The 22,523-nt window shown below is 66.1% G+C and carries 19 protein-coding genes and 1 riboswitch; of the genes, 15 read left to right on the forward strand and 4 right to left on the reverse strand.

Annotation, left to right across the window (positions count from 1 at the left end; genetic code table 11):
- Positions 1 to 338 precede the first annotated feature (338 nt).
- From cobT to bluB, 14 genes are all read left to right on the forward strand, one after another.
- A complete protein-coding gene (cobT, locus tag FHW58_RS27100; protein ID WP_179676305.1) occupies positions 339 to 1,364 on the forward strand; it encodes a nicotinate-nucleotide--dimethylbenzimidazole phosphoribosyltransferase in 1,026 nt (341 codons plus the stop codon).
- A 2-nt stretch (positions 1,365 to 1,366) separates the two neighbouring features.
- Positions 1,367 to 2,149, forward strand: a complete 783-nt coding sequence (locus tag FHW58_RS27105) for an adenosylcobinamide-GDP ribazoletransferase (RefSeq protein ID WP_179676306.1) — start codon at positions 1,367 to 1,369, stop codon at positions 2,147 to 2,149.
- Positions 2,146 to 2,679 carry a histidine phosphatase family protein gene (locus tag FHW58_RS27110; protein ID WP_179676307.1) on the forward strand — a complete coding sequence of 178 codons (534 nt, stop codon included), beginning with the start codon at positions 2,146 to 2,148 and terminating at the stop codon, positions 2,677 to 2,679. The genes FHW58_RS27105 and FHW58_RS27110 overlap by 4 nt, the downstream gene beginning before the upstream one ends.
- Positions 2,674 to 2,897, forward strand: a riboswitch (cobalamin riboswitch). It overlaps the preceding gene by 6 nt.
- A gap of 67 nt (positions 2,898 to 2,964) precedes the next feature.
- Positions 2,965 to 4,824, forward strand: coding sequence for a TonB-dependent receptor domain-containing protein (locus FHW58_RS27115; RefSeq protein WP_179676308.1), 1,860 nt, complete (start codon positions 2,965 to 2,967; stop codon positions 4,822 to 4,824).
- Positions 4,825 to 4,878: 54 nt separating this feature from the next.
- Positions 4,879 to 5,901 carry an iron ABC transporter permease gene (locus FHW58_RS27120; RefSeq protein ID WP_179676309.1) on the forward strand — a complete coding sequence of 341 codons (1,023 nt, stop codon included), beginning with the start codon at positions 4,879 to 4,881 and terminating at the stop codon, positions 5,899 to 5,901.
- Complete coding sequence (locus tag FHW58_RS27125) at positions 5,901 to 6,674, forward strand: ABC transporter ATP-binding protein (protein ID WP_179676323.1); 774 nt, start codon at positions 5,901 to 5,903, stop codon at positions 6,672 to 6,674. The genes FHW58_RS27120 and FHW58_RS27125 overlap by 1 nt, the downstream gene beginning before the upstream one ends.
- Entirely contained in the window at positions 6,671 to 7,276 is a 606-nt protein-coding gene (cobO, locus tag FHW58_RS27130; protein ID WP_179676310.1) for a cob(I)yrinic acid a,c-diamide adenosyltransferase, read from the forward strand. Before FHW58_RS27125 ends, cobO begins: the two co-directional genes overlap by 4 nt.
- The gene (locus FHW58_RS27135) at positions 7,270 to 8,559 is read left to right on the forward strand and encodes a cobyrinate a,c-diamide synthase (RefSeq protein WP_179676311.1); all 1,290 of its coding nucleotides are present in this window, start codon (positions 7,270 to 7,272) and stop codon (positions 8,557 to 8,559) included. Before cobO ends, FHW58_RS27135 begins: the two co-directional genes overlap by 7 nt.
- A complete protein-coding gene (gene cobU / locus FHW58_RS27140; RefSeq protein ID WP_179676312.1) occupies positions 8,556 to 9,104 on the forward strand; it encodes a bifunctional adenosylcobinamide kinase/adenosylcobinamide-phosphate guanylyltransferase in 549 nt (182 codons plus the stop codon). Before FHW58_RS27135 ends, cobU begins: the two co-directional genes overlap by 4 nt.
- A 2-nt stretch (positions 9,105 to 9,106) precedes the next feature.
- Complete coding sequence (gene cbiB, locus FHW58_RS27145; protein ID WP_179676313.1) at positions 9,107 to 10,072, forward strand: adenosylcobinamide-phosphate synthase CbiB; 966 nt, start codon at positions 9,107 to 9,109, stop codon at positions 10,070 to 10,072.
- Positions 10,065 to 11,045: a threonine-phosphate decarboxylase CobD gene (gene cobD, locus FHW58_RS27150; RefSeq protein WP_179676314.1), complete on the forward strand. Its 981-nt coding sequence runs from the start codon at positions 10,065 to 10,067 to the stop codon at positions 11,043 to 11,045. Before cbiB ends, cobD begins: the two co-directional genes overlap by 8 nt.
- 41 nt (positions 11,046 to 11,086) lie before the next feature.
- Positions 11,087 to 11,965, forward strand: a complete 879-nt coding sequence (locus FHW58_RS27155) for a cobalamin-binding protein (RefSeq protein WP_229265513.1) — start codon at positions 11,087 to 11,089, stop codon at positions 11,963 to 11,965.
- A 1-nt stretch (position 11,966) separates the two neighbouring features.
- A complete protein-coding gene (locus FHW58_RS27160; RefSeq protein WP_179676316.1) occupies positions 11,967 to 13,415 on the forward strand; it encodes a cobyric acid synthase in 1,449 nt (482 codons plus the stop codon).
- Positions 13,412 to 14,065: a 5,6-dimethylbenzimidazole synthase gene (gene bluB, locus FHW58_RS27165; RefSeq protein ID WP_179676317.1), complete on the forward strand. Its 654-nt coding sequence runs from the start codon at positions 13,412 to 13,414 to the stop codon at positions 14,063 to 14,065. Before FHW58_RS27160 ends, bluB begins: the two co-directional genes overlap by 4 nt.
- Here bluB and FHW58_RS27170 read toward each other — a convergent pair.
- Entirely contained in the window at positions 14,062 to 15,774 is a 1,713-nt protein-coding gene (locus FHW58_RS27170; RefSeq protein ID WP_179676318.1) for an alkaline phosphatase, read from the reverse strand. The genes bluB and FHW58_RS27170 overlap by 4 nt on opposite strands.
- Before the next feature lie 96 nt (positions 15,775 to 15,870).
- Between FHW58_RS27170 and FHW58_RS27175 the strand changes: the two genes are divergently transcribed.
- Positions 15,871 to 17,301: a DHA2 family efflux MFS transporter permease subunit gene (locus tag FHW58_RS27175; RefSeq protein WP_179676319.1), complete on the forward strand. Its 1,431-nt coding sequence runs from the start codon at positions 15,871 to 15,873 to the stop codon at positions 17,299 to 17,301.
- On the opposite strand, the gene FHW58_RS27180 is transcribed toward FHW58_RS27175, so the two are convergent.
- From FHW58_RS27180 to FHW58_RS27190, 3 genes are all read right to left on the reverse strand, one after another.
- On the reverse strand, positions 17,261 to 18,181 hold the full coding sequence (locus FHW58_RS27180) for a phytanoyl-CoA dioxygenase family protein (protein WP_179676320.1): 921 nt from the start codon (positions 18,179 to 18,181) through the stop codon (positions 17,261 to 17,263). The two genes, FHW58_RS27175 and FHW58_RS27180, sit on opposite strands and share 41 nt — an antisense overlap.
- A 66-nt stretch (positions 18,182 to 18,247) precedes the next feature.
- Positions 18,248 to 20,251, reverse strand: coding sequence for an FxDxF family PEP-CTERM protein (locus tag FHW58_RS27185; RefSeq protein ID WP_179676321.1), 2,004 nt, complete (start codon positions 20,249 to 20,251; stop codon positions 18,248 to 18,250).
- Positions 20,252 to 20,348: 97 nt separating this feature from the next.
- Positions 20,349 to 22,367: an esterase-like activity of phytase family protein gene (locus tag FHW58_RS27190; RefSeq protein ID WP_179676322.1), complete on the reverse strand. Its 2,019-nt coding sequence runs from the start codon at positions 22,365 to 22,367 to the stop codon at positions 20,349 to 20,351.
- Positions 22,368 to 22,523 lie beyond the last annotated feature (156 nt).

Below are 22,523 nucleotides of genomic sequence, written 5' to 3' on the forward strand. Positions count from 1 at the left end.
TAATCTCTGTTTGATACCGTTTTACCGGTATGGTTCGCTCACTCAAAATACTGACAGTATTTCTTGTTGAGCATTTAATGCTTTTTGTTGCAGCACCAAATGCCCACACTTATCAACTGTTAACTTTTTAAAGATCTTGTACAGCTCGCTGAAGAAGCGTTTTGTTCATCAGCACAGAAGCGAGATTATGAAGTGTTTCGTACATCTCGTCAAGCCCTCGCTTTTCTTCGTTTCGCTTTGCAGCGTCTGCGTCGTTTCGCGAGGGACAGAATCATAACAAGGGCAAGCCGGTCTGGCAAGGGTAGAATGTGAAATTCTTTGATTCACTACGCTGCTCCATGTCCATCACTTCTATTCATAACGACGCGCTCGCCGCCCAGCTCGACAACGCTATTAATAACAAGACCAAGCCGCTGGGCAGCCTGGGCGTGCTGGAAGCGCTGGCCAAACAAATCGGCCTGATCCAGAACACCCGCAATGTGGCGCTGATCAAGCCCACCATATTAGTGTTCGCCGCCGACCACGGCGTGGTGGCCGAAGGCATATCCGCCTATCCGCAGGACGTGACCTGGCAAATGGTCGAAAACTTCCTGGCGCGCGGCGCCGCCATCAACGTCTTCGCCACGCAAAATAACTGCGAACTGCGCGTCATCGACGCCGGCGTCAACCACGACTTCGGCCCGCGCGACGGCCTGACCGACCGCAAGCTCGCGCACGGCACCCGCAACTTCGCGCATGAACCGGCCATGAGCCACGACCTGTGCCAGACCGCGCTGGCTGCCGGCGCCGCGCTGGCGGCCGGACTGGAAGGCAATGTGCTCGGCTTCGGCGAAATGGGTATCGGTAACACCACCGCCGCCGCCGCGTTGATGCACAAGCTGACCGGCATCCCGGTCGCACAGTGCGTCGGCGCCGGCACCGGCCTGTCGGCCGAAGGCATCCTGCACAAGCAGCGCGTGATCGAAGCGGCCGTCGCCAGGCACGCACAAGCCAGCGCACCGGCGGACGTGCTGGCCACTTTCGGCGGCCTGGAAATCGCCATGATGGCCGGCGCCATGTTGAAGGCCGCCGAGCTGCGCAAAGTCCTGCTGATCGACGGCTTCATCGTCACCAGCGCGCTGCTGGTCGCCGCCCGCATGCAGCCGGCGATCCTGGACTACTGCGTGTTCGCCCACTGTTCCGACGAAAACGGCCATAAACAGATGCTGGACGCGCTGTGCGCCAAGCCGCTGCTGAACCTCGGCCTGCGCCTCGGGGAAGGCACCGGCTGCGCGCTGGCGCTGCCGCTGCTGCACGCCGCCGTCAACTTCCTGAACCAGATGGCCACGTTTGAATCGGCCCAGGTCAGCGAAAAGTCCGAGTAAGCATGCGCCAGCTGCGCCTCTTCTTCACCGCGCTGCAGTTCTTCACCCGCCTGCCGATCCCGCGCTGGGTCGGTTTTGATCCGGCGTGGCTGAACCAGGCCTCGCGCTATTTCCCGCTGGTGGGCGTGGTGGTGGCGCTGATCACCGGCGCGGCCTACGCGCTGGCGGCGTGCTTCTTGCCTGCGCCGGTGGCGGTGGTCATCTCCACGGCGGCGGGCATCTACGCCACCGGCGCCTTCCACGAAGACGGCTTTGCCGACATGTGCGACGGCTTCGGCGGCGGCATGACACCGGAGCGGGTGCTGGAAATCATGAAGGACTCGCGCATCGGCGCCTACGGCGCGATCGGCATTGTCTGCCTGCTGGGCCTCAAGCTGGTGACGCTGTCCATGCTGCCGCCGCTGGCCGCCATCGGCGCGCTGCTCGTGGCGCATCCCCTGTCGCGACTGATGGCAACCTCGCTGATCTGGCGCCTGGACTACGCGCGCGCCGAAGGCAAAGCCAAGCCGCTGGCGCAAAAAATGCGCGGTGTTGAATTCCTGATCGCCGCCATCACCGCCGCCCTGCCCGCGCTGGCCGTCGTCGCGTTGCGCTGGCTGCCGCCCTCGGCGTTGATCGCCGGCGCTCTCGCCGCCGCCATTGCCGCACTGTGGTTGGCGCGTAAATGCGTGCGCCGCATCGGCGGCTACACGGGCGACTGCCTCGGCGCCGTCCAGCAGGTCACGGAAGTCGTGATCTACCTGGGCGTGCTGGCCAGCTTCCAGCACGGCGCGCTGGCGGCATGAAGCTGATACTGGTCCGCCACCCGCGGCCGCTGGTGGCGCCGGGCGTCTGCTACGGCAGCACCGACCTGCCCATCGCGCCGGGCCAATTGGAACAAACGCTGGCCGCCCTGCGTCTGCCGGCCGGTGTGCCGATCTATTCCAGCCCGCTGCGCCGCTGCGCAGAACTCGCCGAGCGCCTGACGCCAGCGCCGCTTTACGACAGCCGCCTGGTGGAATTGCACTTCGGCGCCTGGGAGATGCAGCCATGGGACAGCATCCCGCGCGCCGACATCGATGCCTGGGCGGCGGACACGGTCCACTACCATCCCGGCGGCGGCGAAAGCGTGCTGCAAATGGCCGAACGCATCGCCGCTTTCCATGCCGACCTGCGGCGCCAGCACCCGCAAGCCATCATCATCTGCCACGCTGGCGCCATGCGCTTGCTGTCCGCCTGCCACATCGGACTGGCGCCCGCCGCGATGGCATTGCAGGCCGCGCAGGCAGGTCACCAAATCCCTTACGGTGCCATGTTGACCCTGAACCCCGTATAATGTGCGGGTTCTGGTGCTCGCGCGTCTGTCCGGACGCGCAGTTAAACGGGAAACACGAAGCCGATATAAACGCCAACGTGTGCTGCCCCCGCAACGGTAAGCAAGTGTCGCCGAGTCTCGCGACGAACCGCCTCTGACAACCACTGTGCCACGCGCATGGGAAGGTAAGGCGGTGTGACTTGTTAGCCCGGATACCGGCCAGACCAGGTGGAAGCGATGCCTCGCTTCTGTTCACAGCAGGCCCACGGGGACGTCGGCCGGCTGGCACTAACAATAAAACAGATCATGACCCTTCGCATTTCCCGTCCCGCGGCCTTGACGTCGCTGGCACTCGCCATGGCCGCCGGCCACGCCCACGCTGAATCGATCAGCGCCCCGGCGGACACCATCGTCGTCACCGCCACCCGCACGCCGCAGCCGCTGGCCAACGTCATCAGCGACACCATCACCATTGGCCCGGAGCAGATCGCCGAATCGGGCGCGGGCTCCATCGTCGACCTGCTGCAGCGCCAGCGCGGCATCGAGATCGCCCGCAACGGCGGCGCCGGTACCGCGTCCAGCGTGTACATCCGTGGTGCCAACAGCAACCAGAATATCGTGCTGGTCGACGGCGTGCGCATCGGCTCCTCGACCACCGGCGCCGCCAACTGGAGCGCCATCCCGCTGACCGCCATCGACCATATTGAAATCGTCTACGGCCCACTGAGCTCCCTGTATGGCGCCGACGCCATCGGCGGCGTGATCCAGATCTTCACCAAGAAGGGGGCGGGCGCGCCGGCGGTCACCGCCTTCGCCGGCTACGGCAGCGACAAGACGCGCGAGGCCGATGCCACGCTGTCCGGCGCCACCGGCGGTGAGCACAGCTTCAACTACGCCATCAGCGCCGGCAAGGAAAAGTCGGACGGCTTCTCGGCCACCCGCCCGGGCGCCAGCGGCTACAACGCGGACCGCGACGGCTACGACAAGGAAAACGTCTCCGGCCAGTTCGGCCTGCAGATCGCGCCGGGCTATGAAGCCGGCGCCCTGTTCCTGCACAGTAAACTGGAATCGCAGTACGACAACGGCGCCTCGTCCTACGACGTGCGCAGCAAGGCCGAACTGGAAACCGCCGCCGTCTACGGCAAGGCCAGGTTCCTGCCGAATGTCGACACGCTGCTGCAATATGCGGAAAGCCAGGACAAGGGCCAGAACTGGAGCAGCGCCGCCGCCACCGGCTACTCGCGCATCGACACCAAGCAAACCGACATCACGCTGCAGAACGACGTGCGCATTGGCGACGACGTGCTGCAGGTGCTGTACGACCACCGCAAGGAAGAGGTATCGACCAATGGTTCCGATGCGCTGAACCGCGACCGCACCACCAACGCCTGGGCCGCCTCGTACAATGCCCGCCGCGGCGCCAGCCTGCTGAACGCCAGCATCCGCCGCGACAAGTCGGTGTACGGCTCGAAGAACACCGGCTCGATCGGCTACGGTTACGACATCACTCCGCAGCTACGCGCCACCGCCAGTTACGGCAGCAGCTTCCGCGCCCCGACCTACAACGAGTTGTATTACCCTGGCTACGGCAACCCAGCCAACAAGCCGGAACAAGGAAAGAACGCGGAAATCGGCATGCGCTGGGACGACGGCGTGAATGCGCTCAGCGCCAGCTACTATCACAACGCGCTGACCAATCTGCTGGTCTCCACCACGCCATGCCCTTACACCGGCGATAAGACCAGTTGCGTCTACAACGTGAACAAGGCGTTGCTGGAGGGCGTGACCATCGCTGCGGCGACCAAGGTGGCCGGCGTGAACCTGGCCGCGAACCTGGACCTGCAGGACCCGAAGGATGACACCACCGGCAAGCGCCTGCAACGCCGCGCCAAAAAGCACGGCAACGTCACCGCCGACTACCATATCGGCGCGCTGAAGACCGGTGTGGAACTGGAATTCTCGGGCGACCGCTTTGACGATAACGCCAACAAGAACCGCCTGGGCGGCTATGGCCTGGTGAACCTGTACGCCACCTATGCCTTCAACCAGGACTGGTCGGCGCTGGTCCGCTGGAACAACATCGGCGACAAGCAGTACGATCTGGCGCGCTTCTACGCCACGCCGGGTTCCAAAGTGTTTGCCGGCATCCGTTACGGCTATAAATAATGGTGTAACCTGCCGGGGTGATTTTCTGCCCCGGCAGTTTTTTGAGAGTAGTGCATGCATTCTTTCTCCCGCAATCTGCGACAGCGCGCCGCCATCACCCTCACCGGGTTGCTGCTGTTCGCGTTTGCTGGTCTGATCTTTTCGGGCATGACCGGGTCGGTTGCGATTCCCCTTGCCGATATTCCCGCAGCGCTGAATGAGCTGCTGCATGGCCAGACCACATCGCTGGCCGCCACCCTGCTCGACCTGCGCCTGAGCCGCGCCGTCTCCGCCTTTGTCACCGGTGCCGCGCTGTCGCTGGCCGGCGCGATGATGCAGGCGCTGTTGCGCAATCCCCTCGCCGATCCCTATGTGCTTGGTTTGTCCGCCGGCGCATCAGTTGGCGCGCTGGCCGCGCTGTTGTTCATGTGCGCCGCCTGGATGGTGGACGCCGCCGCATTTGGCGGCGCGGTCGCCGTTTCGATGATGCTGTATGTGCTGGCCCGGCGCGATCTGCGCGGCGGCACGGCGGCCGAAGGCGGCACCGCCTTGCTGCTGCTGACCGGCGCCATCCTGTCCTCCGCCTGCATGGCGCTGGTGACACTGATGCTGTCCATCGCGCCCGAGAGCCGCCTGCGCAGCATGGTGTTCTGGATCATTGGCGACCTGTCCGGCACCCAGGTGCGCTGGATGCCGTGGGTGGTGCTGGTCGCCGCGCTGGCCTTCGCGCTGCGCAGCGCGCGCGCCATGAACGTGATGGCGCTGCATGCGGAAGCCGCCGCCACGCTGGGCATCCGCGTTGGCGCGCTGCGCAAGGGCTTGTTCTTCGTCTCCGGCCTGCTGACCGCCAGCGCCGTCACCAGCGCCGGCAGCATCGGCTTCGTCGGCCTGATCGTGCCGCACGCCTGCCGCTTCGCGGTCGGCCCCGACCACCGCATCCTGATCCCGGCTGCCACCATCGGCGGCGGCGCTTTCCTGATGCTGGCCGATACGCTGGCCCGCACCGTCATCGCGCCGCAGCAGCTGCCGGTGGGCGTGGTGACGGCGCTGATCGGCGCACCGGTGTTCCTGTACCAGCTGCACAGGTTGCGCAAATGATGATCAGCACCCATCAACTCTCGCTGCGTGTCGGCCAGCGCCAGCTGGTCACGGATCTCGACTGGCAGGTGCGCGAAGGCGAATGCTGGAGCATCATCGGCCGCAATGGCGCCGGCAAGAGCACCCTGATGCGCGCGCTGGCGGGCCTGCTTCCGGCCGACGCCGGCCACGTGTCGCTCGGCGGCCGCCCGCTGGCCGACTGGCCGCTGGAAGAACTGGCGCGCCAGCGCGCCTTCCTGGCGCAAAGCCGCAGCGATGCCTTCTCCTACAGCGTGATCGAAACCGTGCTGTCGGCGCGTCACCCCTATCACGGCAACCGCTATTGGGAGGACAGCGACGACCACGCGATAGCGTTGAAGTCGCTGGAGGCGATGGAGGTGGCCGAGCTGGCGGCGCGCGACGTGCGCACGCTGTCCGGCGGCGAGCGCCAGCGCGTGGCCATCGCCGCCATGCTGGCGCAGGATACGCCGCTGTTGCTGCTCGACGAGCCGGCCAACGCGCTCGATCTGGCGCACCAGGTCAGCGTGATGCACATTCTGGCGCACCTGTGCCGCGAGCAGGGCAAGACCGCCGTCATGATCGGCCACGACCTGACGCTGGCGCATAGCGTCTCCACCCACGCGCTGCTGCTGAAGGGCGATGGCCGCTGGCTGGCCGGCCCACGCGAGGAGGTGATGCGAGCCGCTATCCTCAGCGATTACCTCGGCCATCCGATCGAAGTGATCCAGCACGGCAAGCGCAGTATCTTTATCCCCAACGAGGAGACGCCATGAGCGACGACATTAACGAACGCCATCGCCTGCGCATGGAACGCAAGAAGGCCATCATCGACGCCAAAATCGCCGCCGCCGACAAGCAGATCGGCATCATCATCGTCAACACCGGCAACGGCAAGGGCAAGAGCTCCAGCGCCTTCGGCATGGCCATCCGCGCCATGGGCCACGGCATGAAGGTGGGCGTGGTCCAGTTCATCAAGGGCGCGATGCAGACCGGCGAAGAGCGCTTCCTGCGCCGCTTCCCGGACGAAGTCAGCTTCCACGCCATGGGCGAAGGCTACACCTGGGAGACGCAGAACCGTGAACGCGACATCGCCAAGGCGCAGGAGGCATGGGAACAGGCCAGGATCTTCCTGGCCGATCCCGCTATCGGCCTGGTGGTGTTCGATGAGCTGAACATCGCCCTCAAATACAAATACCTGGACGTGGACACCGTCATCAACGACCTGCTGGCGCGGCCGCCGATGCAGCACGTGGCGATTACCGGCCGTGGCGCGCCGCCGGAGCTGATCGAAATCGCCGACACCGTCACCGAGATGAATGTGGTGAAGCACGCCTTCAAGGCCGGCATCGGCGCGCAGGCGGGCACGGAATGGTAAAGGCGCTGCTGGTCGCCGCCGTTTCGTCGGGCCAGGGCAAGACCACTGTCACCGCCGCGCTGGCGCGCAAGCTGGTCCGGCTGGGCAAGCGCGTGCGCGTGTTCAAGTGCGGCCCGGACTTCATCGACCCGATGCTGCTGGAACGCGCCAGCGGCGCGCCGGTGCGCTCGCTCGACTTGTGGATGGTCGGGCAGGCGCTATGCGCGCAACAGCTATCGCAAGCCGCCGCCGAAGCGGATGTGATTCTGATCGAAGGCGTCATGGGCCTGTACGACGGCACGCCCTCCTCCGCCGACCTGGCGCGCGCTTTCGGCGTGCCGGTCATGGCGGTGATCGACGCCGGCTCGATGGCGCAAACCGCCGGCGCGCTGGTTCATGGCCTGCGCGACTATGGGCCGGTGGAGATGGCTGGTGTCATCGCCAACCGCATCGCCAGCGAAGGTCACGCGAAAATTGTCGCCACCTCGCTGCGCGACATCCCGCTGTTTGCCACGCTGCCCAAGCAAGCGCGCTCGCTGCCGGAGCGCCACCTGGGCCTGGTGCTGCCGGGTGAAGTCGGCGATATCGACCAGTTGCTCGACGCGCTGGCCGACCAACTGGCGTTCGACCAAGCGGCCTGGGACAAGCTGCGCGATGTGGCGTTCGCGCCAGCGCCGGCCGCCGCGACCGCGCCGCCGGCGCTGGCCGGCAAAACCATCGCCATCGCCCGCGACGCCGCCTTCATGTTCCTCTATCCGGCCAATGTCGACACATTGCGCGCGCTCGGCGCGACGCTGACGTTCTTCTCGCCGCTGGCCGACGAGCCGGTGCCGGCGACGGCCGATGCGGTCTACCTGCCGGGCGGCTATCCCGAGCTGCATGCAGAACGGCTGTCGCAAGCCTCGGCGTGGCAGGCGTCGATCCGCGCCGCCCACGCGGCTGGCAAACCGATTGTCGCCGAATGCGGCGGCATGATGGCGCTGGCCGATACGCTGGCCGATCAGGGTGGCGCGGTATGGAATATGGCCGGTCTGCTGCCGGGCGCTGTGGCTATGCAGCCACGCTTGGCGGGACTCGGACCGCAAGGATTGCCCACGCCGCAGGGCGCCCTGCGCGGCCACACCTTCCACTACTCCAAACTCGATACCAAAGTGGAGCCGGCGGCGTACACTGTCAAACATCCCTCCGCTATACAGGGCGAAGCCTGGTATCGCGCAGGTTCGCTGACGGCTTCGTATTTTCACGCCTATTTCCCATCCAATCCGGCGGCCGTTGCCGCCTTGTTCTTGAGGAGCGAGACATGACACGTACACTGGTTCTGGGCGGCGCGCGCTCGGGCAAAAGCGCTTACGCCGAGCGCCTGGCCGCCGAATCGGGCAAGGAAGTGATTTACATCGCCACCGCCACCGCCGGCGATGGCGAGATGGCCGCCCGCATCGCGCATCACCGCGCCACCCGGCCGGCCGAATGGACCACGGTCGAGGAACCTCTGGCATTGGGCAATCAGCTGTTGCGCTGGTCGTCGCCGGAACGCCTGATCATGGTCGACTGCCTGACGCTGTGGCTCAGCAACCTGCTGTTCAGCGGCGGCCAGGAATATCCCGACGTCGGCGAGATCACGCTGCCGGCGCTGTTCCACGAGCAGCAGGACATGCTGGCCAGCGCGCTGACCAAGTGCGCCAGCGACGTCGTGCTGGTGTCGAACGAAGTAGGCCTGGGCATCATGCCGATGGGCGCGGTGTCGCGCTGCTTCATGGATGAGCAGGGACGCCTGAACCAATCCGTGGCCGCCATCTGCGACCGCGCGGTGTTTGTGGCCGCCGGCCTGCCGCTGGTCTTAAAAGGATAACTGTGCTGAGTGGATTGAGCTTTTCCGCCATCGCGCTGTTGATGGTGGCGGGTGTGCTGCTGGACTTGTGGTGGGGCGAAGTGCGCCGCTGGCACCCGCTGGTCGGTTTCGGCAACTGGGCGATTGCGCTGGAGCGCGGCCTGAACCGCAACGGCCAGCGCTTCGCCCGTGCCGTTGGTGTGTTGGCGTGGATGCTGGCCGTGCTGCCGATCACCGCATTGGCCGCGTTGCTGGTGTGGGCGCTGGCCATGCCGCTGGCGCAAGCCGCCGCGCATGTGCTCATGCTGTATGTCTGCCTTGGCATGCGCAGCCTGCGCGACCATAACCTGCCGATCGCCGACGCGCTGGCGCGGCACGACCTGCCGGGCGCACGCCGCCTCACTTCGTACATCGTCAGCCGCGATACCACCAGCGCCAGCGAGGTGGAGCTGACCAAGGCCAGCGCCGAATCGCTGCTGGAGAACGGCAACGACGCGGTATTCGGCACGCTGTTCTGGTTCATGATCGGAGGCGGCCCCGGCGCGGTGCTGTTCCGCATGGCGAACACGCTGGATGCGATGTGGGGCTATCGTACGCCGCGCTTCCTGCAATTCGGCTGCGCCGCCGCGCGCATTGACGATGCGCTCAATTACATCCCGGCGCGCCTGACCGCTTTGTCCTACGTGCTGCTGGCGCCTGGCCTGCAAGGCAAGCGACGCGCATGGCAGTGCTGGCGCGCGCAAGCACCGGCATGGGATAGCCCGAACGCCGGCCCGGTAATGTCCAGCGGTGCCGGCGCGCTGGGCGTACAGCTGGGTGGCGCGGCGATTTATCACGGAGAAGTCGAATACCGTCCGACGCTGGGCGACGGGCCGCCGGCCATCGGCGCTGACATTCAACGCGCCTGGAAGCTGGTCGCGCGCACCACGGTGCTGTGGCTGGCGGTCGCCGGCGCCGTGGCGGTGCTGATGGAGCTTGCCCATGCTTGAACACGGCGGCAATCTGCGCGACGCCGCGAAGCGCTTCGGCCGCGATGACTGGCTTGACCTGTCGACCGGCATCAATCCGCGCTGGTATCCGGCGCCGCAGGTAGCGGACAATGCGTGGCATCGCCTGCCGGAGCCTGATCCGGCGCTGGTCGCGGCGGCGCAAGCCTTCTACGGCGCACCGCGGATGCTGCCGGTGGCTGGCACCCAGGCGGCCATCCAGGCGTTGCCCCGCCTGCGCAAGCCGTCGCGGGTCGCGGTCAGCGCGCCGTCCTACGCCGAACATGCCCACCACTGGGCTGGCCATGGCCATACGATAACGCTGACACCATACGGCGAGCTGGCGGCGGCCATCGACCACAACGATGTGCTGGTGGTCGTCAATCCCAACAATCCTACCGGTGCGGTGGTGTCGGCCGCGCAGCTGCTGGAATGGGCTGACCAACTGGCCGCGCGCGGCGGCTGGCTGGTGGTGGACGAGGCGTTTGGCGATACGGCGCGGGACAACAGCGTGGCCGCCCATACGGCGCGGCCGGGATTGATCGTATTGCGCTCGGTCGGCAAATTCTTTGGCCTGGCCGGCATCCGCCTCGGCTTCGTCGGCGCGCAGCCGGACCTGCTGCGCGACCTGGGCGACCTGCTGGGGCCTTGGACCATCAGCGGCCCGGCGCAGCAGATCGCCATTGCGGCGCTGACCGACAGCGCCTGGCAGGCCAGCACGCGCGAGGAACTGCACGCCAGCGGCCAGCGGTTGCGCGGGCTGCTAGGCGCGCACGGCATCCAGTCGGGCGGCACGCCGCTGTTCCAGTGGTGGGCCGAAGCGGAGCCGGAAGCCTTCTGGCAGCACATGGCGGAGCGCGGCATCTGGGTACGACTTTTTACACACGCGGCACGCGGCATCCGCCTTGGCCTGCCGCCGGACGAAGCGGGCTGGCAGCGCCTGCAAGCAGCATTCAACGAATGGAGCAAACGATGAACAACAACACGATCACGCGGCGCCGCCCGGCCTCGTTGGCCATGCGCCTGGCCACCGGCGCGCTGCTGGCGGCAACTGCGGCCACCAGCGCGTCGGCAGCCCCGGTCACTGTGCGCGACGATGACGGCAATGTCGTTACGCTGCCCAAGCCGGCACAGCGCGTCATCGCCATGGCGCCGCACGTGACGGAGCTGCTGTTCGCCGCCGGCGCGGGCGACAAGATCGTCGGCGCCGTCACCTACAGCGATTATCCGGAAGCCGCCAAAAAGATCCCGCGCGTCGGCGACAATCGCCTGATCGACATGGAGCGCGTGGCCGCGATGAAGCCGGACCTGATCGTCATCTGGCTGCACGGCGGCTTTGAGCGGCAGATTGGAGGCCTGCGCAAGCTGGGCATCCCGATCTTCCACAGCGAACCGACCAAGCTGGAAGGCATCGCCGACAACGTCGAGCGCCTTGGCCAGTTGATGGGCACCGAGGCCGTGGCCAATCCCGCCGCCGCCGACATCCGCCAGCAGTTCGCCGCGCTGACCAGGCAATACGCCAACCGCCCGCCGGTGCGCCTGTTCTACCAGGTATGGGACAAACCGCTCTACACGCTGAACGGCAAATCCATCGTCAGCGATGCGATCCGCCTGTGCGGCGGCGTCAACATCTTCGCCGACCAGAAGGTGACCGCGCCGGTGGTCAGCATCGAAGCGGTGCTGCAGGCGAATCCGGAGGCCATCCTCGGCACCAGCGAAAAAGATTACGGCAGCATCGACCTGTGGAAGCCCTACGGCACGCTGCTGGCGGTCCAGAAGAACAACCTGTTCCGGCTGGACGGCGACCTGCTGAACCGCGCCGGCCCGCGCATGGTGGCCGGCACCAAGGCGCTGTGCGAAAAGATCGACGAAGCCCGCCAGCACCGCAAGAACTGATATGTCCTTCCCCTACACCACCCTGATGATTCAGGGGACCACCTCGGACGCCGGCAAAAGCACGGTGGTGGCGGCGCTGTGCCGCCTCCTTAAGCGGCGCGGCGTGCGCGTGACGCCGTTCAAGCCGCAGAACATGGCGCTCAACAGCGCCGTCACGGCGGACGGCGGCGAAATCGGCCGCGCCCAGGCGCTGCAAGCCATCGCCGCCGGCGTGGCGCCGCACACCGACATGAACCCGATCCTGCTCAAGCCATCGAGCGACATCGGCGCCCAGGTCATCATCCACGGCAAGGTGCGCGCCGAGATGAACGCGCGTGACTACCACCAGTACAAGACCGTGGCCATGGAAGCGGTGCTGGAATCGCATCAACGCCTGCTGCGGCAATACGACTGCGTAATGGTGGAAGGTGCCGGCAGCCCGGCTGAAATCAACCTGCGCGCGCGCGACATCGCCAACATGGGCTTCGCCGAAAAGGTCGACTGCCCGGTGGTGCTGGTGGCGGACATCGACCGTGGCGGCGTGTTCGCCCACATCGTCGGTACGCTGGCCTGCCTGTCGGAGAGTGAACGGCGCCGCACCATCGGCTTCGTCATCAACCGCTTCCGCGGCGACATCAAGCTGCTGGAGCCGGGACTGGACTGGCTGGAACAGCAGACCGGCAAGCCGGTGCTGGCGGTGCTGCCCTACCTGCATGGCCTGTTCCTCGACGCCGAGGACGCGGTGCAGCCGGTGCAGGCTGTGCGCGGCGCCTTCCGCGTCGTCGTTCCCAGCATGCCGCGCATGAGCAACCACACCGACTTCGACGCGCTGCGCGCCCATCCGGACGTCGACCTGCGCTTCGTGCGCGAAGGCCAGCCGATACCGCAGGCGGACCTGATCATCCTCCCCGGCAGCAAGAACACGCGCGGCGACCTGGCCTGGTTGCGCGCGCAAGGCTGGGAGCCGCACATCCAGCGCCACCTGCGCTACGGCGGCAAAGTGATCGGCATCTGCGGCGGCTTTCAGATGCTGGGCCGCGAAGTGACCGATCCGCTGGGCATGGACGGCAAGGCCGGCGCGTCGCCCGCCCTGGGCCTGCTGGACATGGCCACCGAAATGCGCCCGGAAAAACGGCTGGCGCAAGTACACGGCACCTGCGCCTTCGGCGATGAGCCGGCACCGGTCAGCGGCTATGAAATCCACATGGGCGTTTCCACCGGCGGCGCGCTCGCCAGGCCGGCCTTCCGCATCGACGGCCGCCCGGAAGGCGCACAGTCGGACGACGGCCAGATCCTCGGCACCTACCTGCATGGGCTGTTCGATACACCGCAAGCCATCAGCGCCCTGCTGCGCTGGGCCGGCCTCGACTCGGACCACACGGTGGACACCTCCGCCCTGCGCGAAGCCAGCCTAAATCGCATCGCCGACGCCACGCAACCACTCCTGGACGCACTGATCGCACTGAAATGAATCCGCACGCTTACTCCGCCGCCGAAATCGACGGCGTCTACCGCGCCATCCGCGAACGCCGCGATGTGCGCCACTTCAAACCGGGGCCGCTGGAACCGGGCCAGCTGCAACGCTTTATCGGCGCCGCGCACAATGGCCCCAGCGTCGGTTACATGCAGCCTTGGCGCTTCATCCGCATCACCGACAGCGCGCTGCGCGCCCGCATCCACCAGCACGTGAATGAAGAGCGCATCCAGACCGCCGACGCGCTGGGCAAGCGCGCCGACGATTTCATGAAGCTCAAGGTGGAAGGCATCCTCGAATGCGCGGAGGTGCTGGTGGTGGGCCTGATCGACAAGCGCGATCAATACATCTTCGGCCGCCGCACCATGCCCGAAATGGACCTGGCCTCCGCCGCCTGCGCGCTACAAAACTTCTGGCTTGCCGCGCGCGCGGAAGGCATCGGCACCGGCTGGGTGTCGATGTTCGATCCACAGCGGCTGCGCGACATCGTCGGCATGCCGGACGGCAGCCAGCCGATCGCCTTGCTATGCGTGGGCCACGTGCACGAGTTTTACACCGCGCCGATGCTGGAACTGGAAAAGTGGGACCAGCGCCGCCCGCTCAGCGACATCCTGTACGAAAACCGCTGGGACCAGCCGGCCGCTTAAGCCGACTGGCATTCCTCGATGCGGCGGTTGCCCGGCCCCGGCAGCACGCGCAGACTGCGCTCCGTCGCCGCCGTGAACTCGTGCTTGAACACCGTGTCGACAAAGCGCCAGTCGCAGCGCACCTGCTCATGGCTGGCGGTGACGATCATGTAACCGCGCTTGCTGGTCTGGGCGTAGTACAGCGGTTCGATCAGGTCCACCATCATCGCCGCCACATCCTCCGGATCGCGGTCCGGGTAGCCGCCCTCCATGCCTGGCGACGTCACCGACGCCGTCGCAAACTCCACGCCCACCTGGGTGCCCTGCGCGTCGCGCAGATCGCTGGCCCAGGCGTTGTGGGTGTCGCCGGCCAGCACCACCAGATTCTTGCGGTGCTTCCGCATCATCTCGAAGACCTGTTCGCGGTCGGCCTGATAGCCGTCCCACGAATCCACGTAGCACGGCAAGGTGGCGCCGGACAACCAGCGCTGCTGCTTGTCGGTCACGCAGCCTGGATCGGCGGCCGCGCGCCGCTTCAGCGCCACGTAGTCGGAGCGGTTGCATTCGCCCATCACCACGGCGGTCGGATATTCCATGCGCGCCATCAGCACCTGCTGGCCCAGCATCTGCCAGCGCGCGGTGGAGCGGCTGACCTGCCCTTCCAGCCACGCCATCTGCTCATGGCCGATCATCTGCCGGCGCGGCGAGCACACGTCCTGCTTGTACTTTTCAACGTCGAAGTGTTTGTGCTCGTCGTAGTAGGAGGACAGCATCAGTTGCTGATCGCGGCCGATCAGGCGCGTGTCCAGCATGTGCAGCGAAACGATGCCGGCGAAGTCGAAGGAGCGATAAATCTTGTCCGGCGCCGCCATGTCCGGCACGCGGATCGGCATCCATTCGTGATATGCGGTCAGCGCCGCCTGCTTGCGCAAGGCGAACGGCCCGTACTTGCTGGCCTTGTGATCGACCGAACCATCGCGCCAGGTATCGTCGGCGAACTCGTGATCGTCCCACACGGCGATGAAGGGCATGGCCGCGTGCACCGCCTGCAGATCGGGATCGGAACGGTACTGCGCATAGCGGCGGCGATAGTCGTCCAGCCGAAGCAGCAGTTCGCGCGGCTCGGACACGCGCCCCAGCGCCTCGGCATTGGCGCAGGCGTAGCCGGTGCTTTCGTATTCGTAGATATAGTCGCCGATGTGCAGCGCGGCGTCGATGTCGTTCTGGCGCGCCGCGTCGGCATACACGTTGAAGTAGCCGGCCGGGTAGTTCGAGCACGAGAACACCGCCAGCCGCACCTGTCGCGCATCGCCGCGCGCCAGCGTCTTGGTGCGGCCCACCTCCGATTTCTCGCCATCCACCGCAAACTGGTAATAATAGACGTGCCCCGGCAGCAGGCCGGCCGCGTCCACCTTGACCGTGTAATCCTGCTGCGCCGACGTGACCACGCTGCCCTGCGCGATGACCTGCTGCATGGCCGGGTCGGTGGCCATCTGCCAGCGCACCGCGATATCGCCCGCGTGCGCCGGCGTCACGCGCGTCCACAGGATCACGCGGTCGCTCAGCGGGTCGCCGCTCGCCACGCCATGACGAAAGCCCGCGGCCACGCCATCGGCCATGCCGGAGGCGGTGCTGGTACAGCCGCTCAATCCCGCCGCGCCAACGCCCAGCAGCGCTGTCGATGCGGCCATCTGGCGGATAAAGGTGCGGCGTGGCGGCATGCGCTCCATGTCTACTCCCCTTAGGATCTGGCGTTGTGCGCAACTTACGCTCCAAACGTGACACCCTTATGACGACTGTGTTTGTTTTGTGTGACAATCCTGGGTATGAATCCCATTGCCACCGCCTCCGCCAAGCGCTACCTGCCCTGGGTGGTCGCCACCACCCTGTTCATGGAGCAGCTGGACTCCACCGTTGTCAACACCGCCATCCCCGCGATGGCGGCCAGTCTGCAAGTCACGCCACTGAGCCTGAAGGCGGTCGTCACCAGCTACATTCTCAGCCTCGCCGTGTCGATTCCCGTCAGCGGCTGGATGGCGGACCGCTTCGGCACGCGCCGCGTGTTCATGACCGCGATTGCCATTTTCACCATCGCCTCGGTGCTGTGCGGCCTCTCCGTCAATTCGCCGATGCTGGTGGCGTCACGGCTGCTGCAGGGCTTCGGCGCGGCGATGATGATGCCGGTCGGGCGCCTGACCGTGGTCCGCACCTTCCCCAAGAACGAGCTGCTGGCGGCGATGAACTTCATCATCATCCCCGCGCTCATCGGACCGCTGCTGGGCCCCACCATCGGCGGCCTGATCGTGCACTGGCTGACGTGGCGCGACATCTTCTTCATCAACGTGCCGGTGGCGCTGGTGGCGCTGTACCTCGCGCACAAGCATATGCCGGACTACAAGGAAGAGAACACCCGGCCGCTGGACTTCATCGGCCTGGTGTTGTTCGGCACCGGCATCGCGCTGCTGTCATGGCTGCTGGAGGTGTTCGGCGAACACAAGCTGGACGTGACCTCGGCCTCGGTGCTGCTGTTCATCGCCTGCGCGCTGCTGGCCGCTTATGGATGGCACGCCAGGGACGCCGAGTTCCCCCTGCTGCGCCTGGCGCTGTTCAAGATCCGTACCTTCCGGGTGTCGGTGGCGGGCGGCTTCATCACGCGCATCGGCGTCGGTGGTCTGCCGTTCCTGCTGCCGCTGCTGTACCAGCTGGGCCTCGGCCTGCCGGCCTGGCAATCGGGCCTGCTGATGATGCCGTCGGCGGCGGCCGCCATGGGCATGAAGGCGATTGCCGCGCGCGTGCTGGGCCGCTTCGGCTACCGCCAGGTGCTGACCGTGAACACGCTGCTGATCGGCCTCACCATCAGCATGTTCACCTTTGTCCAGCAAGGCACGCCGCTGTATGTGATCGTGACGATCAGCCTGTGCCTGGGCTTCTTCAATTCGCTGCAGTTCTCCAGCATGAACACCATCGCCTACGCCGACGTCGACGGCACCAACTCCAGCATGGCCAGCACCATCGCCAGCTCGATGCAGCAGCTGTCGGCCAGCTTTGGCCTGGCGGCCGGCTCGCTGATCACCGGCTGGTTCCTCGGCGACCTGCCGCAGTCCAACCGCGCGGCGATCACCTCGGCGCTGCACCACGCCTTCTTCACGCTGGCGGTGCTGACGGTGCTGTCGTCGTTCACCTTCTGGACCCTGCGCAAGACCGACGGCGAAGCCATCAGCCATGCGAACCGGAAGGACGAAGAATCAGGCGATTGACGTACGGGTCCAGCATCAGCGGCCCGTGGTAGCGCTCCGGCGCGTAGCGGTAGGCGTAGCTGGGCAGCAGCGAATACTGGATCTGCAGCATCAGGCGCGGTTGCAGCGCCGGCGCCGTGCCCTTGTGGATGCCGGCGGTGTCCACCGCGAAGCAGAAGCCGCGCGTGCCCAGCGCGGTCAGCAGCATCTCGGCGCCGTGGGCGCTGGAGATTTCACTGTCGCTGTAGAAGCGCAAGCGCAGCGGCGCGCGCGTCAGGTGGCTGCCGTGCAGGAACACATGCGGCCCGGCGCCATCGTCCACATCGGTCAGGTAGACCAGCACCTTCAGATACAGCCAGTCCTCGGAATCGCGGTGGAAGGCCTGCAGCGCGCTGTCGCTGCCCGCCACCGGAAACGACCAGCGCAGTCCCAGCGCCGAGATGGTCGGCTTGCACCCCATGTAGCGCGCGGCCAGGCCCAGCAATGGCGGACTGTTGGCCAGCGCCAGGATGTGCGGACAGGCGATCACGTCGTGCAGTTGATAATCGGCCACGCGCACCTCGGGCGCGCGCTCGGCCAGCGTGAAGCCGGGCCGTTGATGGTCGCGGTCGGTCAGCAGCTTGTCGTTGAGCCAGTCGCGGATGTCGTCGCACTGCGCGCCGTCCAGCAGATTGCCGAGCGGCGCGTAGCCGCTGCGGCGCAGATCGCCCAGGGCCGTCTCTTCAGCGGGCGTGGCGGCGTGCAACTCGCTGCCGGTCCCCTGACGCAGCCGCACCACGCCGCTCAGCGCGCGCACCACCAGCCGCCGCAGCGCCGGATAGGTCACGATGCGCTGGCTGTAATACAGCACACTCTGCAGCGGGGCAAAACGGCGGCCGGGTTTCAGCTGCGCATAGTCCATCGGGCGGTCCTCCCAGGGTCACCCTGAGAAGGTAGCAACCCGGCGCCCGCCACGCCTTGATATCGGCTAAACCTTGTTGCGGCGGCGACGCGCCACCATGCCCATCAGGCCCAGGCCGGCAATCAGCATGGCATAGGCGGATGGCTCGGGCACCGCCGCCAGCACCTGGGTATAAGTGCCGTCATAGGCGTAGGTGGCGCCCAGGCCGTTGATGTGGATCGCGCCCAGCAGGGCCAGGAAACTGCTGTCGGACGACAGGTCACCGCGCAGGCGGAAGGCGTAGGCGCCGCCAGCGGCCTCGGTGAAGCTCAGGGTCTTGCCGCTGACCACCGCGCCAAGCGCGCCGAAGGTCAGCGACGAGCCGCCCAGCTGCACCGCCGAATCGTCGGTCAGCGACAGGCTGGCAAATCCCTGGCCGTCGGCGCCGGCGTGGACCAGGCGCAGCGTGCCGCCGTTGAGGATCAGCGCGCTGTCGGCGGACAGGCGCTGGGCGCCGTCCAGCGTCAGCACGCCGCCGCTCAGCTGCGTGGCGCCGCTGTAGCTGCTGACGCCGGAAAACGTCACGTTGCCGCTCTGGATCTCGACCTTGCTGAAGTTGGCGATGGCGCCGGCATAGCTGAAGCGGTTGCCCGCGCCGACAGCCACCGTCAGCGTGTTCTGGCCGCCGCTGCCGCCGTCGATGGCGCCGGTGATGGTGCCGCCGGTAATCGTCACGCTGTTCCTGCCGCTGCCCAGCGCGATCGCCTGGCCGCTGCCGGCGCCGTTGATGATGCCGCCGGTCACAATGTTGGTGTTATCGGCATTGCCCTTGATGGCCGCGTTGAGGCTGCCGCCGCCGAGGATCGAGGCGCCGCTGTTGTTGTAGACGGTCACCGTATGGCCGCTGGCCGCGCCCACCACCACGATGGCGGAATCGCTCTGGCCGCTGATCGTGCCGCCCGCCAGATTGGTGATGGTGGCGTCGCCGTACAGGCCCTCGCGCCCGCCGCCGCTGAGGTCGTTGCCGGCCAGCGTGATGCCACGGCCGACCGCGTTGCTATTGCCGCTGCCGACCAGGCCCTCGATCAGGCCGGCGTTGACGATGCGGCCGCCGCCGGCGCTGATGCCCTCGCTGTACGCCAGGCCGTCGGCCGGCGCGCTGTAGGCGTTGAGGGAACGGATGGTGCCGTAGTTGGTGATGTCGACCAGGCCGTCGACATCGATGCCGTCGCCATCGCCGCTCACGCCATTGCCGCTGATGATGCCGTGGTTGACGATGGTGGCCAGCTGCTTGCCGTTGAAGCCGTCGATGTTGATGCCGGAGCCGTTCATGCCGCGGATGGTCGCGCCGGCGCTGTTGTTCACGCTTAGCGCAAAGGCGGTGGCGGCATCCAGCTGGCCGCCAGTAATGCCGTGACGCCCGCCTTCGATCGTACCGGCAGGCAGGTTAAAGATTTGTACGCCAGCGTTGTTTTGCGCGTCGATGCCGTCGCTGCTCTTGCCATCCGACTTGGTGATCGTCGACTGGATGGTGCCGCTGTTGTTGACCACGCCGTTGACGCCGGTGCGCACCGCGTCGGCATTGGTTGCCAGCAGCTGGCCGCCGGCGTAGTTGTTAATCACATTGGCGCCGCTGGTGATGGCGTTGAAATCCACCGCCTGCGCGCCGCCCGCGCTGGCGTTCGACGACACCAGGGAACCGTAGTTATTCAGCGTGACGCTGGATTTGCCCTTGTTCATCTGGATCACGTCGGCGTCGGCGGTCTGCATCAGCGCGCCGGCGGCGTTGTTGATGGTGAGGGTCTTGACCGCGTTGCTGTCGCGGATCACGCGGCCGCTGCCGCTCTGCGTGATGCTGCCGCCATTGTTCAGCGTGGCGCCATCACCGGCGATGGTAATGGCGACCGCATCGCCGGAGACAGTCAGCGCGCCGCCGACGGACACCGTGCCTTTTTCACCGGCGTTGAGCGTCTGTGCCGCCGTGTTGTTACCGGTGATGGTGAACTCGGCCGCCGTCGCCATCCCCACCGGCAAGGCGGCAAGCAGCAGGCATTGAATGGCGGAGGTGGAGGTTGGCAGTGCGATCGGCATGGCGGCGTCCCGTTATCATTGTGAGCAAACTTTTAATATCCCATAGAGTTATTACAAGCTTGTGACAGTGATGTGACGGAACGCCGCCGCGGGCGCCTTAGAACGTGGTCAGCGCCTTGCCGAACTTGATCAGCCACAGGCGGCTTGGACGCTCGACGTCGGTGCCGCGCGCCACGCGGATGCTGTTGGCGGCGTTGCAGCCGGCCGCGCTGCTGGTGATGATGACGCCGTTGGCATCGATATTGCACTTGGTGACGTCGGCATCCTCGATCGCCTTGCCGCTGGCGTCGAATACCTTGGTCTTCAGGCCGAAGTCGTTGTCGTTGACCAGCGCGATGGTGTTGGCGTCGACGATGGTCATGCCCTCCGCTTTTTCCGCCAGCCAGCCGATGGCGTTCAGGTCCAGCAGCAGGGTTTTCTTCAGCGTGGTCACGGCCTTCCAGTCGGCGCCGTTGACGGCCGCACCGCCCATGCTGCTCTTCTCCAGGTCGGAGGTGGTGGCATTGAAGGCAGCCGCCGAAATATCGGTGGCGTTGCCGATCTCCACCAGCATCAGCTTGTTGAACACCTTGCCGCTCGGCGCCGCGCCCTGCTCGATGACGATGAACTTGCCATTGCCCAGTGCGACCACGTCGCCCAGCTTGGCGTTGCCGGTGCGGCCGTCCTGGTAATCGGCCGCGTCCAGCGGATAGGCGTACATCTTGCCAGCCTTGCCGGTGGTTGGATCGAACTCGGTCCAGCGGGTGAAGCGCGCATAGCGTTCGACCAGCTCGTTCTTGCCGGTGACCGTGTAAGGCGTGCTGCCATCGCTCAGCGGGCTTTGCAGGAAGCCGTGCAGCTTGTCGGTGCTGGTGTCCAGCGCCAGACCCTCCATGCCGCGGTTGGCGCGGCGCTTGAGGAAGATGTCCGGCAGCCCCGTGCCCGGCGCGTACTTGTTCAGGATGATGCCGGTGGCCGGGTCGATCTTGACCACGAACGGACCGTATTCATCCGACACCCACAGCACGTTGCGCTTCTTATCGACGACGATGGCTTCCGTATCGAGGCCGTTGGCGTCAAACGTGGCCTTGCTGTTGGCGTTGTACTTCATCTCGTCCAGTACCGGCAGCTCGGCCGAATTGCCGACCGTACCCGGCGGAATCGCCAGGCCGGAGGTCTTGACCGTGGCCGACGCCTTGATCGGCGTCGACGACGTCAGCACTGCGCCGCTCTTGCCGACGGTGATCACGCCAAACGCCGGCGCAAAGCTCGGCGACGGGAAGATCTTGGCGCCGGTGGTGCCGGAACCGCTCAGCGATGGCAGGTTGGGGCCATCGCCATTCGGGCCGCGATCGGTCAGACCGTAGAACTCCAGGTCGCCATTGGCGTTGGTGCCCTTGAAGGCCAGCGACGAACCGTACGATGGCAGGAAGCCCAGCGGGAAGTCTTCCTTCACCTTGGCATTGCTGCCTTCGTAAGGGATGTAGTAGCTGCTGGCGCCCTGCACCTGGTAGCGCGTGACGGTGACGGCGACCGCGCCCAGCGGCGTGGTCTGGGTGAAGTTCTCGTTGACCGGCGTACCGACTTTGGAGGCCAGCGTGTCCTCGAAGTGCTCGCGCACCAGCGCGCGGCGGCTGTCGTCGATGGTGCGCGCGGCATACTTGGCGCCGGCGGCGCTCAGGGTATCGCCCATGGCGGTGTTGAAGGTCGCGGCGGCGGCGCTGAAGTCGGCGCTCTTGCTGGCCAGCGCGGTTTTCACGTCGGCGGTCAGTTTGATGCCGTTGGAGGGATCGCTGTCTTCATCCAGCAATTGCAGGGCCAGCAGGCGGTTGACGACTTTGACGTCCTTGACGTCGGTCACGCCGGCCAGCTGCAGCGGCGTGACGGTGGCGGCGCACGGCGCGCTGCCCAGCGCTATGCCGCCGATGCTGAAGCTGACCGTGTCGCCAGCGTAGCAGGTGAATTCGCCCTTGGCGTTGGTCGTGGCCTTGGCGGCGGTGCCGGCCACATAATCCAGGTTCTCTACCGCGCCATCCAGGAAGGTGCCGGTGACGGGTGTTTTAGGCTGCTGGGTATCGCCGCCGCAACCGGCCAGCACGGAGAACACCGCGAGCGATGCCAAGGCAAACTTTTTCATTGCTGATCCCTGATAATTATAAGACCAGCAAGCTTAGCGGCGTTGCGTGACACGCCGATGACAAACGCAAAAAAGCCCGCTCAGGCTTTACCTGAACGGGCTTTTTCTAAATAACTAGCTTGACGATAACCTACTTTCACACTGGTTGCAGCACTA

The organism is Duganella sp. 1224 (assembly GCF_013408245.1).
GTDB lineage: Bacteria > Pseudomonadota > Gammaproteobacteria > Burkholderiales > Burkholderiaceae_D > Rugamonas.

What these genes read in the sequence shown, in the direction of transcription:
- FHW58_RS27120 (WP_179676309.1), top strand. Translation starts at nt 4,879, where the DNA reads ATGCATTCTTTCTCCCGCAATCTGCGACAGCGCGCCGCCATCACCCTC.
- cobT (WP_179676305.1), top strand. Translation starts at nt 339, where the DNA reads ATGTCCATCACTTCTATTCATAACGACGCGCTCGCCGCCCAGCTCGAC.
- FHW58_RS27170 (WP_179676318.1), bottom strand. Translation starts at nt 15,774, where the DNA reads ATGGAGCGCATGCCGCCACGCCGCACCTTTATCCGCCAGATGGCCGCA.
- FHW58_RS27185 (WP_179676321.1), bottom strand. Translation starts at nt 20,251, where the DNA reads ATGCCGATCGCACTGCCAACCTCCACCTCCGCCATTCAATGCCTGCTG.
- FHW58_RS27160 (WP_179676316.1), top strand. Translation starts at nt 11,967, where the DNA reads ATGTCCTTCCCCTACACCACCCTGATGATTCAGGGGACCACCTCGGAC.
- FHW58_RS27180 (WP_179676320.1), bottom strand. Translation starts at nt 18,181, where the DNA reads ATGGACTATGCGCAGCTGAAACCCGGCCGCCGTTTTGCCCCGCTGCAG.
- FHW58_RS27175 (WP_179676319.1), top strand. Translation starts at nt 15,871, where the DNA reads ATGAATCCCATTGCCACCGCCTCCGCCAAGCGCTACCTGCCCTGGGTG.
- bluB (WP_179676317.1), top strand. Translation starts at nt 13,412, where the DNA reads ATGAATCCGCACGCTTACTCCGCCGCCGAAATCGACGGCGTCTACCGC.
- FHW58_RS27105 (WP_179676306.1), top strand. Translation starts at nt 1,367, where the DNA reads ATGCGCCAGCTGCGCCTCTTCTTCACCGCGCTGCAGTTCTTCACCCGC.
- FHW58_RS27115 (WP_179676308.1), top strand. Translation starts at nt 2,965, where the DNA reads ATGACCCTTCGCATTTCCCGTCCCGCGGCCTTGACGTCGCTGGCACTC.
- FHW58_RS27135 (WP_179676311.1), top strand. Translation starts at nt 7,270, where the DNA reads ATGGTAAAGGCGCTGCTGGTCGCCGCCGTTTCGTCGGGCCAGGGCAAG.
- FHW58_RS27190 (WP_179676322.1), bottom strand. Translation starts at nt 22,367, where the DNA reads ATGAAAAAGTTTGCCTTGGCATCGCTCGCGGTGTTCTCCGTGCTGGCC.
- FHW58_RS27125 (WP_179676323.1), top strand. Translation starts at nt 5,901, where the DNA reads ATGATCAGCACCCATCAACTCTCGCTGCGTGTCGGCCAGCGCCAGCTG.
- cobO (WP_179676310.1), top strand. Translation starts at nt 6,671, where the DNA reads ATGAGCGACGACATTAACGAACGCCATCGCCTGCGCATGGAACGCAAG.
- cobD (WP_179676314.1), top strand. Translation starts at nt 10,065, where the DNA reads ATGCTTGAACACGGCGGCAATCTGCGCGACGCCGCGAAGCGCTTCGGC.
- FHW58_RS27110 (WP_179676307.1), top strand. Translation starts at nt 2,146, where the DNA reads ATGAAGCTGATACTGGTCCGCCACCCGCGGCCGCTGGTGGCGCCGGGC.
- cobU (WP_179676312.1), top strand. Translation starts at nt 8,556, where the DNA reads ATGACACGTACACTGGTTCTGGGCGGCGCGCGCTCGGGCAAAAGCGCT.
- FHW58_RS27155 (WP_229265513.1), top strand. Translation starts at nt 11,087, where the DNA reads ATGCGCCTGGCCACCGGCGCGCTGCTGGCGGCAACTGCGGCCACCAGC.